The sequence below is a fragment of the Streptomyces sp. NPDC001002 genome (genome assembly GCF_053599215.1).
The window spans coordinates 20049-35028 of sequence record NZ_JBSFLV010000010.1; the positions used below are offsets into that span (position 1 = coordinate 20049).

Here is a 14980-nt window from a genome sequence, read left to right on the forward strand (position 1 = left end):
ACAGTTGACGGCTACAGGCGCGAGCGCTGCGCCACCGTCGCCGGGTCCGCCGGGGTCGTACGCGTGGCGTACTGCGGTACGGGGGTGTCGTCCTCGCCGGTGTCGCGGACCAGGCCGTAGCGGATCGCGCCCTGGGCGGGGCCGGTGGTGACGTCCTTCTCGACCGCGTCCCAGGTGGTGGGGAAGACGTTCAGGCCGTAGTCGGCGCCGCGTTCGTTCACGGTGAGGGTGACGGTGCCGTCGACGTAGAAGTATTCGTTCTGCCACATCTGCTGGGTGCCGGCGGGCAGGACCGCGAAGCCGGTGGCCGAACTGCCCATGCCGGTCGCGGAGTTGTCGGTCGTGCTGACCCGGTCGTCCATGCGCTTGCCGCCGCCCGAGGCGACGTGGAAGAGCTTGCCCTGCAGACCGGTCCAGCTCGGCATGACCAGGCTGCCGGCCCGGTACTGCGGCGAGATCTGCCAGCGGACCAGGACATAGCCCTTGCCGGTGAGGGTTACAGCGTCCCCGCGGTGGTTCATCGTGGCGTGCGCGCCGCCGGTGCTGGTGACGCCGGATCCGGGGCGGTGCGGGAGGGCGGCGGGCGGGGTGTCGGGGTCCGGGGCCCGGTCGACGGCGTCCACGACACTGCCGTACAACGCGGTCGCCTTCTTCGTGGGTGACGGGGACGGGGAGTCGGACGGCGACGACGAGGGCGGGGTGGACGGGGACGGGGAGCGGTAGGTGGCCGTGGGGGTGGTCACCGCGCGCGGGGGCGGGGTGTCGGCCGGCCGCGTCACCACGTACGCGCCGCCCGCGACGATGGTCGCGCTCGCCGTCACCGCGACGGCCGGCTTGGTGAGCGCGCCGAGCAGTTTGGCGGACCAGCCGGCCGAGGTCGCGGCCGCCGCCGTCTTGCCGCCGAGGGCAAGGGACATGGTGAAGCCGACGGGGAGCGGGACGAGGGCGATGCCGACGAGCAGGCGTTCGGCGGGTACGACGGACTCGCGCGTGTCCGAGCAGTAGGCGCAGCCCCTGATGTGCCGGGCCAGGCGCTTGCGCCAGACCGAGTCGGGGCGGCCGGTCCAGCGGCCGGTCAGCTCGCGCAGCTCCGGGCAGGCGCCGTCCAGCGCCCGCACGATGCCGCGCGCGGTCTCCAGGCGCTCCTTCATCCGCTGGACGCGCACGGCCGCGTGCTGCCGGCTGATGCCGACGGCCGCCGCCAGCTCGCGTCGGCCCAGCTCCCCCGCGACCTCCAGCCACCACAGCGACAGCAACTGCCGGTCCTCGTCGTCCAGCCAGCGCACCGCCTCGGCGACCTCGCGCCGCTGGCCCTCCAACTGGAGCCGCAGCACGGTGAGTTCGGCGAAGTCGGTGGCCTCGCGGGCGGCCGACTCGTCCAGTTTCTCCGTCGACCTGCGCCGGGCCCGGTCCCGTATCTGCCGCATGGCGATGGCCATCAGCCAGGACCGGAAGCTGTCCGGGTCGCGCAGGGAGCCGAGGTTGTCGACGGCGCGCAGCATGGTCTCCTGGACGACGTCGTCGACGTCCGCGTGGCCGTTCAGGGCGCGGCCGACGACGTTGTAGACCAACGGCAGCCAGCCCGCCACCAGTTCGTCCAGCGCCTGCCGGTCACCGGCCTGCGCCGCCGCGATGGTGGAACGCCACTGCCGCCCGTCCACGTCCGTCCTCTCCAAGGTCATCCGTCCTCCGACCGCACCTTCTCAGCCGCGCGTGTGGTGGTGGCTCCCGGGGTGTGGGGGGGGCGGCGGGTGCGAGTGGAGACGTAGCGGGGGCAGGCGGGATAACACTTTTTCACGCCGGGACCGTCTCCCGCAGACGCCATCCCCGTAGGGGTCATCCCTCACAACACCCTTGTTATGTAAGGGAGTTGCTCAGGGTTCGGTCAGGGTCCTGCCCCTCCCCGCCGACGATCCGCGGGTGGCGTCCGCGGCAGAGGCTGATCGATGACAGTGACCGCCGACACAGCCCTCTGGAGCAGCCGATGCGTGCGCGTACCCCCGTTCTCGCCGTCTCTGTCGTCCTCGCCCTTGCAGCGGCTGGCCCATTGGCTGCGCCCGCCTCGGCCGTGCCGGCCTCAACCGCGGTCGGCAGCCCGGCCACCGCCCCGGACGCCGAAGCCCTGCGTGCCGCGATCGCCGGGTTACCGGACGCGGACGCGACGGCGGCTCTCGTCCGGGTCGGGGGCAGGGACGGGAGTTGGAGGGGCAGCGCGGGTGTGCACGATCTGGTGAGCGGGCGGGCGGCGGACCCGGACGCCCGCTTCCGGGCCGGTTCGACGACGAAGGTGGTCACCGCGGCGGCCGTGCTGAAACTGGCCGCACAGGGCCGGATCGACCTGGGCACACCCGTGCAGCGCTACCTCCCCGGGCTGCTGACCTCGCGCTTCAAGCCGATCACCGTACGGCAGTTGCTGAACCACACCAGTGGCATCCAGCCCGGGGACGGGTGGGGCAACGGCGACTTCGAGGCGCAGTACGCGCACCGCTTCGACACGCTCACCCCGCAGCAGGTGGTGGCGTCGGCGGTGGCGAAGGGGCCCGCGTTCCGGCCGGGCCGGCAGCAGCAGTACCTCAACATCAACTACACGATCCTCGGGCTGCTGATCGAGAAGGTGACGGGACACTCGTACGCCGACGAGGCCACGCGGCTCGTGCTGCGGCCCGCCGGGATGCGGGACACGTACTTCCCCGGGACCGATCCCCGGATCCGCGGGCCGCACAACCACGGCTATCAGGCGGTCAAACGGGCCGACGGGACCACGGAGTTCGTCGATGTGACCGACTGGAACCAGGCGGACCGGTTCGCCGCCGGGGACATGATCTCCACGACGGCGGACCTGGAGCGGCTGGTCGACTCCCTCTTCCGGGGGCGGATCGTGTCCGGGCCGCAGTTGCGGGAGATGTTCACCGTCCCGGCGGGGATCAAGGGGGCCAGTTACAGCGCGGGGCTCCAGCGGTTCGTGGTCGACGGCCGGGTGTACTGGGTCAAGTCGGGCTCGCGGTACGGGTACAGCGCGGTGATCGGCGCGACCCGCGACCTCAGCCGGACCCTCGTCTACTCGGTCAACGCGACGGACGCGAAGGGCGAGGAGATGAATCCCGTGGCGCAGCGGATCGCGCTGGCCGCGCTCAAGTAGCCAGTGCCGGGGCGTGGTTCGGGGTGAGGACCTCAAGTCGCTTGATCTTCTGGCGTACGACGTACAGCGGGACGATCCCGATGACACCGAAGGACATGTCGATCACCGTCCACCAGAAGGGGATCCCCCGGATCGGCCCGCAGATCAGGGCCAGCGGGATGATTCCGGCGCAGGCGATCATCGCGAACTCGACGACCCAGATGTTGCGGACGGGGTCGCGGTAGGGGCCGTAGAAGGCGACCGCGATGACGAGATGGGCGAACGCCAGCCAGTCCGTGCCGTAGAGGACGAACGGGTAATCGGCGTCGGCGGTGTCGAGGCCGCGACGGACGTGCTCGATCCACTCCATGAGCGCGGGCAGGTGCTGCGGCACGGACAGGGCGCGCAGGGCGTCCTCGGTCCAGCGCAGTTCGTGGACCAGCGGGAAGGCCGTGGCGCCGCTGAGCACGAGACAGACGACGAAGAGGACCAACCAGGCGCGGATGCCCTTGAGCAGGGCGGCTCTGTCGCTCATGACGGCAGCGTACGCCCGTAGTTGAACATGTTCAAAACCGTGGGCGGGTGATGTCCGAGTGGTGTCAGCCACGCGGTGCGGAGGTGCGGACCGACGACGGCGCCACGGAGGCCGTGTCCCGTACGTCCGTCGGTACCGATGACGGCGCTACGGAGGAGGACTCCGTGGCGCGCTGCCCGGGCGGGGTGCTGGACGGCATCCGGCTGGGGACGGGGGTCGCGGGGGTGGGGGTCACCGGGCTGGGGACCCGCGTCCGGTCGGGGCCGGTCGACGGGCCGTCCGACGGACCGCTGGACGGCCCGTTGGACGGGCTGCTCGCCGGGGGCGGGGCCTGCGGGAGCGTCGGGGCGGACGGGGAGTCCGTGGCGGTCAGCCGCAGGGGCAGGACGACGAGGGCGGCGACACCGCAGGTCAGGGCGGCGCCGACGGCCGCCTTGTACAGCTTGCGGCGGGCCGCGCCGCGGCGGATCGCCTCGTAGCGGCCGGTGGGCGGGCCGAGGTATTCGGTGGACGGGCGCAGCAGGACGGTGAGTTCGTCCTCGGGGTCGAAGTCCGGGCCGTCGTCAGAGTGTGTGATCAAGGCTTCTCCTCAGATGGGCGCGGAGCAGTTCGCGGGCCGCGTGGAGGTCGGCCTTGACGGTTCCTTCCTTGCGTCCGGTCAGCGCGGACACCTCCCGGATCGGCATGTCAGCGTAGTAGTGCAGCAGGATCGGCACGCGCAGCCGTTCGGGCAGCGACTGGACCAGGAGTCGTACCGAGGGGTCCTCCTGTTCCGGCTGCGGGCGCACGGCCGCCTCGTCGGTGGCGCGGCGCACGGCCCGGCGCTCGCGCTCCAGTTTGCGCCAGTGGTCCCGGACCAGGTTGGCCGCGGTGACGTAGAGGAATCCACGCGGTTCGGACACGGTCGTCCAGCGCGCCCACAGCCTGGTGAAGGCCTCCGAGGCGATCTCGTGGGCCGTCTCGTCGTCGTCGACGAGCCGGCGGCACCAGCCGGCGAGGCGCGGGTAGAGGGCGGCGAACAGCTCGGACGCGGCCTTCTCGCTGGACCGTTTCAACGTTCTCTGTGTTCTCCATGTGGGGGGGGTGGTGGCGATCGCCTTCGCGGAGGAAGAGCCCGGACCGTCGGCTCGGGTTCCGACGGTCCGGGATCCGGCTACCCGGTCAGCGTCGCGAAGACGATGACGTTGTCCTGGTAGCCGTCACCGGAACGAGGTCCGCCGCATGTGATGAGCCGCAGCTCCGGCCGGTCCACGTTTCCGTACACCTCGTCCGCCGGGAAGTCGGCCTTGGCGACCGTCTTCACGGACGTGACGGCGAACTCCGCGGACTTTCCGTTCTCCAGGCGCGCCACGACCTTGTCCCCCCGGTGCAGCTCCCCGAGGTGCCGGAACACCCCGTCCCCGTAGGAGCCGACCGTGACATGGCCGAGGATCACCGAGGGGCCGGTCTGACCCGGGGTCGGTGAGTGCCGGTACCAGCCCGCCCGGTCATGCGCGGCGATCGGCGGCACCTCGACGGTGCCGTCGACCGCCAGCCCCAGCCGCATGACCGACGTGTCGACCCCGATGGCCGGGATCTTCAGGCCGACCGGGACCGAACGCCCCAGCGCCGCCGCCGACTTGGCGGGCGGCGGGACGGAGGCCTCGGACGACGCGGAGGAGGCGGACGACGGCGGTGGGCTCGCGGAGCTTCCGGTCGTGGTGCCGGGGCCGCCGCAGGCGACGAGCAGCGAGGCCAGCGCCGCCCCGGCGAAGGCGCGCCTGGAGAGGGGGCTCATACCCCGTTCGCCCGGCGGCGGCGGACGAGGAGGACCCCGCCGCCCAGGACGACCGCCGCGGCGGCGCCCCCACCGATCAGCGTGGTCGTGCCGGTGCCGGAGGAGGGGGTGACCTCGCCGGTGTTCGGCGCACCGCCGGGCCGGACGGAGACCTGGGCGTCGGACGGCCCGCGGGTCGGCTCGGCGCTGGCGGCGCGGCTCGGGACGGGGGACGGCGCCTTGGTCGGCGCGGCGGACTGGCTGGGGACGGGCGACGGGGACGTGTCGTCGGCGAACGCGGGCACCGCACCCGCCAGTACGGCGGCGCAGGCGAGTGCCATGGCACTGAGGCCGGTTCGACGCATGAATCGCTCTCTTTCATCGGTTGGCGGTCGGTCGACCGTCGGACGAACGCCACTCGGCGGTCGGCTGACGGATCGAGCGGAGAGACGAGGCAGCCGGCGGGCGGGTTGTAAAGGGCTGGCAAAGTCGCAGATGTCCTTGCGGTGTACGGGAGTTGGCAGGTCGGTTGAGCGGGAGCGGCGAATGGGCGGGAAGTGGGCGGAGCGATCTCCGGCCGCCACGGCGCTGGTTACGTTGAGGCCGTGCGGACACCTCAGCAGTCAGGGAACGGCAGGACCGGCGACTCCCAGCAGGCGCCCCCGCCGACCCGCACCGCCCGGCCGCCCGCGCCTGCCGCGCACCCCCTGCTGGGCGTCCAGAACTCCGCGGGGAACAGGGCCGCCACCCGGACCGTGCGGAGCAATCGCGCCGGACTCCCCCGCCCCGCGCTGCCGGGCATGGACGAGCACCCGGAGACCAAGTTCGAACTGCCCTCCTATCTGCTGCACTTGGAAGCGGCGGGCCTCTCCACGGCCTACGGCCCGACCGGGCACGAGTTCGTGCGGCACGCGGTGGCCGCGGTCGTCGGACGCGGCGACGGCGCCGTCGGTGACCTCGCGGCCGAACTGGCCGGGCGGCCGGAGAGCTTCTTCGGGCAGGGCCGTGCCTTCGCCGTCCAGGGCCGCACCGGCAAGGAGTGGTTCGACGTCACCGTCGCCGTCCGCCGGGCCCCCGACGACCGGCCGCCCGTCTTCCAGCCCCCCGGGCAGGTGTCCACGGTCACGCCGGGCCCGGACACGGCGCCGGTCGCGGAGCTGGAGGACGCCGAGGGCAAGGACACCAAGGTCGACGTCCAGCACAACAGCGGCGCCACCGTGAGCAGTACGGCGGGGAGTTCGTCGAGCAAGGGGGCCGGCGGCATGGGGTTCGGGCTCGCCCCCGTCGTGCCCGGGCTCTTCCTCGGCGGCGCGGCCACCGGCAACGTGCAGCCCTGGCAGTCCTCGCGGGAGACCCGCCGGCAGAAGAACGTGGCCGAGCCGCGCGTCCTGCGCAGCGACAAGGGCTCGGTCGAGGTGACCCGCAAGGTCGTCTACGACGTACGGATCCAGCAGCACGGCAGCGCGGACGCGCAGTCCTTCCAGGGCGCGGGCACGCTCACGCAGCGCGTGCCGACCGAGCATCTGGTGCCGGGCGGCACCGGCGCACCCGTCCCGCCGGCGCCCCTGCACACGGACCCCGTGCGGGCCGCCGCGCTGGCCGACTCGGTCTCCAAGGCCGACTCGCTGGCGCCCGTCGCCGTCGTGGAGACCGGCGCCCCGCAGCGCGGCGGGGGCGGTCTCTTCGACGCGGTCGCCTCCGTGCTGCACCCCTCGATCACCGCGTCCGGCGCGCCCGGCCGGGCCCGGCTGCAGGAGGCGACCGCCACGGCGACCGTCCTGGAGGACATGCCCCGGCTGCTGCGGGACGGCGTGGTCGGCGAGGACCTGCAGTCCAAGGACGGGAAGACGGCGGGCAGTTACCAGCTGCGGGCCCGGCTCACCGGCCTCTCCCCCGCCTGGAGCACCGGCAAGACCCAGCTGCGCACCCACCAGCAGGGCCAGGACTCGGTCGCGGAGAGCGCGGGCAAGGGGCGGGCGATCTCGGGCGGTGTGGGCCCCGCGATCGGCGTCGGCCTGTCCGGCAGCGCGGCGGTCGTGCGGGCCACGGCCATGCCGGTGGCCGGCGCCCGCAAGGCGCGCTTCACGGCGACCGAACAGACCGTCACCAGCCGGCAGGGCGCGGAGGTCCGGGGCGAGAAGGCGCTCTACTTCGGGACGGTCACCATCAGCGCGGAGGGTACGGGTCCGCGGTCGGCCGAGATGGTCCTGCACCCCGAACGCCGGGTCGCCACGCACTCGATGAAGGTGTGGATGAGCCTGCGGGCCGACGAGGCACAGGCGCTCGGGCTGCCGCTGCCGCCGGGGATGACGGCCGGGGAGTTCGTCGAGAAGCCGAAGCGGACCGACGAGAACGGCGACGAGGTGGACGTCGAGCGCCATCTCCCCTACGGCGGCAAGGGATCCAACGTCGCGCTCAGCCAGATCGACACCGGGCCCATGGTGCGGGCCGTGCGCGAGATGTTCGCCACCGATCCCCGACTGGCGGGCTATCTCCCCGCGTTCGGCACCAACCCGCCCTCGGTGTACACCAGCAACGAGGAGGCCGAGGTCCATGGGCGCAATTACCGCGAGCTGATGACCGCCCTCTCGGAGACCAACCTCCGCGTCAACAAGGACCAGTTGCTGTCCACCGGTCTCACGGTCCGGCTGCGCCGCAAGACCACCATGCACGCCCACGACGTCCACCTGCGGGTCAAGGGCGATCTGGGCGACACCGCCTACCAGGGCGACGTCAAGGACTGGCTGGTGCGCGCGCACTCCGGGGTCACCAGCAACTCGCAGAGCGGACGCAGCAGTTCGCGCTCGATCGGCGGTCTGGTGCTCGGCCAGGCCCGGTTGATACCGAGCGTGCTGACCGCCGCGGCCCGCTACGAGCGGCACAGCACCGGCAACCGGCGCAACCAGGCCGGTCCCACCGGCCGTTCGGACATCGTGACCAACGGCTCCGAGTCGGCGAGCGCCTTCGCGGCGCCGCTGCGCCTGGACGTGGACGTCACCATGACGTCCCGGCCGCGCAAACTGGCCCGTACCGTCACTCCCGGCTCGCCGGGCCAGCACGGTCCGGAGTCCCGGCAGTTGGGCGGGCTGCATCTGCCGGAACAGGACGTACGGCTGCTCACGCCGACCGAGTTCACGCTGGACGAGGAGGGCAAGGAGCGGCTCGACGCCGTGGTCGAGGCCCGCAAGGCGCAGGCGCCGAGGCCCGATCACGACTTCGCCGCCGAGGGCATCGGTGACCTGGCCGCGGTGACCCCGCGGCCGTCCGCCGGACGGGTGCTGCGGGACTGGCAGTTGGTGGAGACCCTCGACGGCGAGCCCGTGCGCGCCCTGGCCTACGAGCTGCTCGCGCAGGCCGCCGCCCGGGACAAGGGTCTGCGCAGGGACACCGCGCTGGAGGCGGAGGGGCTCGCGCCCCGGCAGGCGCTGGAGGAGCGGTTCGGTGAGCGGTCGATCCAGGGCGCGCTGCGCCAGGCCGCGTCCTCGGGCTGGGTGGTGAAGAACCTCCGCTATCCGCGCCGGCTCGCGTCCCTCAACGGCGCGGTCGGCACCCGGATCGCTCTCGCCAACCCCAAGTACCTCCAGACGGGTTCGGGGCCGGGCACGGAGACCTTCGTGCTGGGCGGGCACCAGTCGGCCGGGCAGACCGGCAAGGGCACCACCAGCACGGTGCAGATCGGCGCGACCCTCTCGGAGAACGGCCCCGAGTGGCGGACCGGACAGGGCCTGTCGTCGTTCCGCACCTCGGGCAAGGGCGACACCCAGGCCGCCGCCGTCTCCGGGACGGTCGAGCGCAACACCCACACGCCGAAGAAGGCCCCGCTGTACCTGGTCCAGTGCGATGTGCTGGTGAACATGGTCGCGGAGGTCAAGGTGACCGGCGGCGGTCCCTACGTGACCAAGGGGGCGCGGACGCTGCCGGCCGCGGCGGGCGTGTGGCTGACGGAGGCGCAGCTGCCGGCGCGGATACGGCGGCAGTTGGGGCTGGACGCGGAGGAGCCGGCCGCGAAGGCCGCCCCGGCCGACACCGCGTCGTCCCGGGTGCAGGGCGAGAGTCCGGCGGAGAGTTCGCGGATGGCGCAGGAGCGGGCCGAGCGGGAGCAGACGGTCACGGACGCGGCGGGCTCGACCGGGGCCGGGGGCTCACGGTCCGCTCCGGCGCGTGCCACCGGTCCGACCCTCGGGACCGACGCGGCGCTCGGTTTCGGCACGATCGAGGATCTGCCGGACTTCGTACCGCTGTTGACGCGGCTGCGGGCGAACCTCGCGGCCTCCGGTCAACAGGCCGTCGCCGACGCCGTGTTGCCGCGGCAGCAGACCAAGGACCGCAACGACAACGTGCAGCGGCTGCTGCGCGTCCTCGACCGGGACGGTTCCGCCGGGCTGCTGTCGAGCGCCATGGACGGCGGGGTCACCGTCGAACTGCTCGACGGCCGCGGGACGCCGTACTGGGCGGTGTTCAAGATCTCCCGCAACGGGCCCGGCACGTACGAGGGTGACGTGGCCGACGGCCGGGACATGGAGTACATCACCTCGGCCGTCTCCCAGAGCGCGACCTCGCACGACGAGGGCGCGATGACCGGCGTCGAGGGCATCGTCGCGGGGTCGGGCAAACCCGAGGGCGGGGTGGGCCAGTTGAAGAGCACGGGTGGCTCGGTGGGCCTCGGCTACGCGTCCGGCGACTCGCGCCGCACCGGCAGCGCGGCCCGGGGGCAGCTCGGCATGAAGACGGTCGCGGAGGCGAGCGCGGCGCCGTCGGCGAAGATGCGCGTGCCGATCCGGGCGAGCCTCGAACTGTACAAGCGGGACCTGCGGTTGGGGCTCGCGCAGCTCGGCGACAAGAAGATGTCGCTGACCCATCGCGTCCTGAAGAACGACCTCGCGGCGCTGAACCGCGTGGTCGCCCCCGCGCCCCAGGCGCAGCCGGCTGCCGGTCCTGCCGCCGGGCGGGCCCCTGCCTCGCTCGGTGCCTGGCGTGCGGGTGGGGTGCGGCTGCCGATGGAGGCGCAGGTCAACGGGTTCCAAGGGGTCACGCAGGTACGGCAGTTGCTGGACTCGGCGGTCCGGCAGGCGGGCGGTGGCGGCCGGTTCCGGGAGAAGGGGCAGGCGGCCGCGTACGCGCTGAACGAGGCGGTGTCCACCGAGTGGATGACCGCCGCGCTGCCGCTGCTCACCTCCGCGGGGGCCGAGTTGCCGCCGGTGCACGTCTCGGGCGCGGAGGGGCAGGATCTGCGGGCTTCGCTGCACGCGCGGCTGCGGCAGGGGCGGGTGCTGGGCGTCGGCGACAAGATGACCTTCGAGACGGTGGGCCAGAGCCATCTGGACGCGCCGCGCCCGACCCAGACGGAGGGGCAGAGCTCCACCGACCGGAGCCGGGCGGCCCGGCCGATGGGGGGTGCGGGGCTGCTCAACGCGGACGAGTTCCGGCTCAACCAGCTGATGGGCAACACCGGCGGCTCGGGCGGCGCGGCGGACGCCACGGCGAACCAGGCGGGCTCGATGCCGCTGCACAAGCCGAAGATGAAGTCGGTCCTGGTCCAGTTCACCCTGGACGTCCGGGTGGTCGCCCAGCTGACCAACCGCGTCCGCACCGGCCGCACCGAGACGGTGGAACGCGAGACGACCCTCGCTCGCCCGGTGGTGGTCCGTATGCCGGAACCGATGGTCCGCCGCATGCTCCTGACGGAGGGCGACCGCCTCCAGGACCCGGACAACCACCTGGGCCTCCGGACGACGGTGGCCCCACCGCCCCCGCCGTCCGGCAGTTAGACGGGTCTCTCGGCGGGAAGCTATTCCGCACCCAACGCCTGCGGCAGCTCCCCCCGTCTCCGTATCCCCAACTTCTTGTAGGTGCTGGTGAGATGGGTCTCCACCGTGCGGCGGGCCAGGTGGAGGAGGTCGGCGATCTCCGTGTTCGTGCGGCCCTGGGCGGCGAGCTGGGCTATGCGGCGTTCACTGCCGGTGAGCGAGCGGGAGCCGGTGCGGACCAGGGCGGAGCGGCGGGCGCCGCCCTCGCGCAGGGCCTCCTCCGCGAGGGTGCGCAGGCGCAACGCGCCCAGGCGTTCGGCGCGTTCGGCGGCCTCGCGCAGACACTCGCGGGCGCGGGCACCCTCGGCCGCGGTGAGTTGCCGGCCCTGGGCGAGGAGGGCCGCCACCAGTTCCGGTTCGGCCGTGGCCGGCGCCGTGCGCAGCAACCGTACGGATTCCTCGGCGAGTTCGAGACCGCGCCGGCCGCCGGTGACCGTGCCGAGGGTGCGCAGGGCGCGGCCCACCGTGCGGGGCGTGCCCCATTCGCGGGCCAGCCGCAGCTCCTCCTCGGCCAGCGCGAGCGCCTCGTGGGGGTCGCCGAGCGCGAGCCGGCACTCGGCGGCGGCCGAGCGCCAGGGCGTGACGACCGGGCTGACCACATCGCGTGCCGACTGGCGGCGCCCGCACTCCAGGAAGTCGTGCAGCGCCGCTCCCGGATCGCCCGCGGCGGCCCGCTGGACTCCGCGCGCGTAGAGGAACCGGTTCAACTCCCAGGAGTCCGGCGCCTCCCGCAGGTCGAAGCCGTCCGCGAGCCGTCGCGCCTCGACCGTGCGGCCGGTCTCCACCAGCGCGATCAGGGTGTGCGCGTGCACGTTCGAGGGGCCGTCGTGCAGCCGGACCGGCGGCTCGACCGGGAGGTCCGCCCACTCGCCGCGCACCGCCGCGATGTCGGCACGGGTGTTGAGCAGCGCCTGGTGCATGGGGTGCAGCATCCCGGGCCGCTGACCGGCGAGGCCGCGCTCCACGAGCCGCTCCGCCTCGTCGAGTTCGTCGGCCCACTGGGCGACGGCGGCGGCGGTGCCCAGCAGGAAGGGCTCGGTCAGCGGGTCGGCGGGTTCGGCGAGCAGGTCCCGTACCTGGCGCATGGCGTCGGCGGCGGAGGTCAGTCCGGCGGTCGCCGCGTACCGGACGAGCAGGGCGCGGGTGGCCGGGCCGACCAAGTCCGGGGCGTGCCGGGCGCGTTCGCACAGTCCGCGGTACACCTCGCGGCGGACGGTCTGGTCCTGTTCGGACAGCAGGGCGGAGGCGCTCTGCAGGATGCCGGCCAGATCGGGGCGGCCGACCAGCTGCTCGTCCACCCCGCGCAGCACCTCCACCGCCGCGCGGGCCCGGCCGCGCCCGGCGAGCGCGGTGCCCAGGGCCATGGCGGCGCGCACCCGGTCCTGCGGCTGGCCCGGCAGTCCCAGCGCCTCGGTGAGCCGGGGTATCCCGGCCGAGGAACTGCGGCCCGCGCACTCCAGGGAGCCCAACTCGGTCAGCAGCCGCTGCCGGCGTTCGTCGGGCAGCGTCTCGTCCAGGGCCCGGCGCAGATACTCCACGGCGTCCTCGGGACGGCCGTCGCGCACGGCGAGCGCGCCCGCGTCCTGGAGCACGCCCGGTGCCCAGGAGGTGCCCACCCGGTCGGCGACCAGCAGTTGGCGGGCGACCGCCTCGGTGGGGGCGCCGCGGTGCAGCATCGCCTCGGCGGCGGCCCGGTGCGCGGCGCGCCGCCGGGTCATGGGCACGCCGGTGAGCACCGCGTCCCGCAGCAGCGGATGGGCGTAGCGGGGGCGGCCGTCGGCGTCCGGGCACAGCAGGCCGAGCCCGGTCATCGCGGTCAGCCAGCCCGCCACCCGGACGGGGTCGGCGTCCGCCAACTCGGCGAGCAAACCGGCGAGTTGACCGGCCGGTTCGACGTCCTCGGCGCCGGCCGGCGCGTGGTCCCAGCCCTCGTCGAGGGCGGCGAGGGCCCGGGCCACCTCCGCGGTGCCGGACCCGGCGCTGTCCAGCCACCACGACACGGCCGCCGAGTACTCCCCCGGGTACAGGGCCGCGGTCGTGTCGGGCACGGCCGCGGGGCCGCCGGGGGCCGCGAGGTCGTCCAGCAGGGCACGCAGGAGCAGCGGGCTGCCCGCGCCGGCCCGTACGCAGTCGGCCACCCAGGAGGGGCGGGCCGAGGGGAACTCCGCGCGCACCACGAAGGCCGCCCGGTCCGGGGTGAGCGGGGCGAGGGTGTGGGTGTGCACGAGGGCGGGCGAGAGGGTGTGGGTCAGGCCCGGTGTGGGCACGTCGATGTCGTACTGGCTGCGTTCGGTGACCGCCAGCAGGACGGGCTGCCTTAATCGGCCCACGTGCCGGGCGATCTCCACCAGCCAGCGGTGGGAGGGGCCGTCGGCGAGGTGGATGTCGTCGACCGCGAGCAGCAGGGGGGACTCGTCGGCGTACGAGCGAAGCACCCGGCGCAGCAGGGCGGCCCGGTCGCGTTCGCTCGCCGCGGGGCCGGTCTCGTCGAATTCGGGTACGGGGCCGAGGAGTTGGAGCACGGTGGCGAAGGGCGCGGTGGTGTCGCCCGGGGAGCAGCGGGCGCGCAGCACCCGCATGCCGTGGGCGGCGGCGTCCGCCGCGGCGGCCTCCAGGACGGTGGTCCGGCCGGTGCCGGTGGCGCCGCGCAGGAGCACCAGGCTTCCGGTGCCGGCCCGGGCGCGGGCCGCCGCGTCCGCCAACAGCGCGGCGGCTTCCCGATGTTCGCGCGGTCGCTCATGGTGCGCCTGGGACATCCCTGCCTCCTTGCTCGGACGTGCCGTGTTCCGCTGTCGAGGACGACCGCGGAGGCCGGTAGGTGACGTGACAAGTCCCACGCCGGCCGGAACCCGTCCTCGGGGAACCGGGCCACCCGCTGGTGTCGTGGTACTCGTACGGCCGATCTCGTGGTGCTGCTCGTGGTGCTCCACGATTGCGCCCGCCCCACCCGCCACACGAGTGTGAGGAGCACACACCTGTCACCGCCCGCTCAGAGGTGACACGTACGTGGACATGGGGGAAACGCTTGCTCAGCTCATCGCGGACCACGCGCTCCGGCACGGCGGACGTGCCCGAGCGGATACCCGTGGCGGTGCACGCACCCGACCCGATCCTGCGCGAAGGGGCGACCGGACAGCTGCGCCGGTACCCGGAGATCGAACTGCGCGAGGAATCCGGCCCCGGCACGGTGGCCCTGCTCGTGGGCGACGTGCTGGACGAGGCCGCCCTGACCCGATTGCGCCGGCTGGTGCGCAGCGAGGGGGCGCGGGCGGTGCTCGTGGTGAGCTCGCTGCGGGAGACCGAACTGCTCGACGTCATCGAGTGCGGGGTCGGCGCCATCGTGTGGCGGCACGAGGCGACGGCGACGCGCCTGGTGCAGGCCGTGATCGCGGCGGCGCGCGGCGACGGTGACCTGCCGGCCGATCTGCTGGGCCGGCTCATCAACCAGGTCGGGACGCTGCACCGCAGTGCGGCGGGCCGGACCGGCGCACCCTCCTCGGGGCTGACGCCGCGTGAGGTGGATGTGCTGCGGCTGGTCGCCGAGGGACTGGACACCGGAGAGATCGCCGCCAAGCTGTCCTACTCCGAACGCACCGTCAAGAATGTCATGCACGGGTTGACGACCCGACTGCATCTTCGCAACCGGGCGCACGCCGTGGCCCATGCCCTTCGGGAAGGTTACATCTGACCGGAAGGGCAGCCGGGGCCGCCCCCTCGGACAGGACGTTCTGCCCCGCCGCCGTCCCCTGCGTGCCTGCGGGGGC

General features: G+C 73.7%; 10 protein-coding genes. 3 read left to right on the forward strand and 7 right to left on the reverse strand.

What is annotated here, in order from left to right:
• Positions 1-11: 11 nt before the first annotated feature.
• Positions 12-1682, reverse strand: a complete 1671-nt coding sequence (locus ACWDR3_RS07640) for an RNA polymerase sigma factor (RefSeq protein ID WP_450351542.1) — start codon at positions 1680-1682, stop codon at positions 12-14.
• A 302-nt stretch (positions 1683-1984) separates the two neighbouring features.
• Between ACWDR3_RS07640 and ACWDR3_RS07645 the strand changes: the two genes are divergently transcribed.
• Positions 1985-3139, forward strand: coding sequence for a serine hydrolase domain-containing protein (locus ACWDR3_RS07645; RefSeq protein WP_450351543.1), 1155 nt, complete (start codon positions 1985-1987; stop codon positions 3137-3139).
• Here the strand turns inward: ACWDR3_RS07645 and ACWDR3_RS07650 are convergent.
• The 5 genes from ACWDR3_RS07650 to ACWDR3_RS07670 all read right to left on the reverse strand — a co-directional run bounded on the left by ACWDR3_RS07650 (position 3132) and on the right by ACWDR3_RS07670 (position 5774).
• Positions 3132-3653 carry a hypothetical protein gene (locus tag ACWDR3_RS07650; protein ID WP_450351544.1) on the reverse strand — a complete coding sequence of 174 codons (522 nt, stop codon included), beginning with the start codon at positions 3651-3653 and terminating at the stop codon, positions 3132-3134. The two genes, ACWDR3_RS07645 and ACWDR3_RS07650, sit on opposite strands and share 8 nt — an antisense overlap.
• Before the next feature lie 64 nt (positions 3654-3717).
• Entirely contained in the window at positions 3718-4233 is a 516-nt protein-coding gene (locus ACWDR3_RS07655) for a hypothetical protein (RefSeq protein ID WP_450351545.1), read from the reverse strand.
• Positions 4217-4708, reverse strand: a complete 492-nt coding sequence (locus ACWDR3_RS07660) for an RNA polymerase sigma factor (protein WP_450351546.1) — start codon at positions 4706-4708, stop codon at positions 4217-4219. The genes ACWDR3_RS07655 and ACWDR3_RS07660 overlap by 17 nt, the downstream gene beginning before the upstream one ends.
• Before the next feature lie 98 nt (positions 4709-4806).
• On the reverse strand, positions 4807-5430 hold the full coding sequence (locus ACWDR3_RS07665; protein ID WP_450351547.1) for a class F sortase: 624 nt from the start codon (positions 5428-5430) through the stop codon (positions 4807-4809).
• Complete coding sequence (locus ACWDR3_RS07670) at positions 5427-5774, reverse strand: sortase-dependent protein (RefSeq protein WP_450351548.1); 348 nt, start codon at positions 5772-5774, stop codon at positions 5427-5429. The genes ACWDR3_RS07665 and ACWDR3_RS07670 overlap by 4 nt, the downstream gene beginning before the upstream one ends.
• 240 nt (positions 5775-6014) lie before the next feature.
• Between ACWDR3_RS07670 and ACWDR3_RS07675 the strand changes: the two genes are divergently transcribed.
• Positions 6015-11177, forward strand: a complete 5163-nt coding sequence (locus ACWDR3_RS07675) for a hypothetical protein (RefSeq protein ID WP_450351549.1) — start codon at positions 6015-6017, stop codon at positions 11175-11177.
• A 20-nt stretch (positions 11178-11197) separates the two neighbouring features.
• On the opposite strand, the gene ACWDR3_RS07680 is transcribed toward ACWDR3_RS07675, so the two are convergent.
• Positions 11198-13972: an AAA family ATPase gene (locus ACWDR3_RS07680; protein ID WP_450351550.1), complete on the reverse strand. Its 2775-nt coding sequence runs from the start codon at positions 13970-13972 to the stop codon at positions 11198-11200.
• 269 nt (positions 13973-14241) lie between these two features.
• Here ACWDR3_RS07680 and ACWDR3_RS07685 point away from each other — a divergent pair, with 269 nt between their 5' ends.
• Positions 14242-14904 (forward strand): helix-turn-helix transcriptional regulator, encoded by a 663-nt coding sequence (locus ACWDR3_RS07685; RefSeq protein WP_450351551.1) that lies wholly within the window; start codon positions 14242-14244, stop codon positions 14902-14904.
• Positions 14905-14980: the final 76 nt, after the last annotated feature.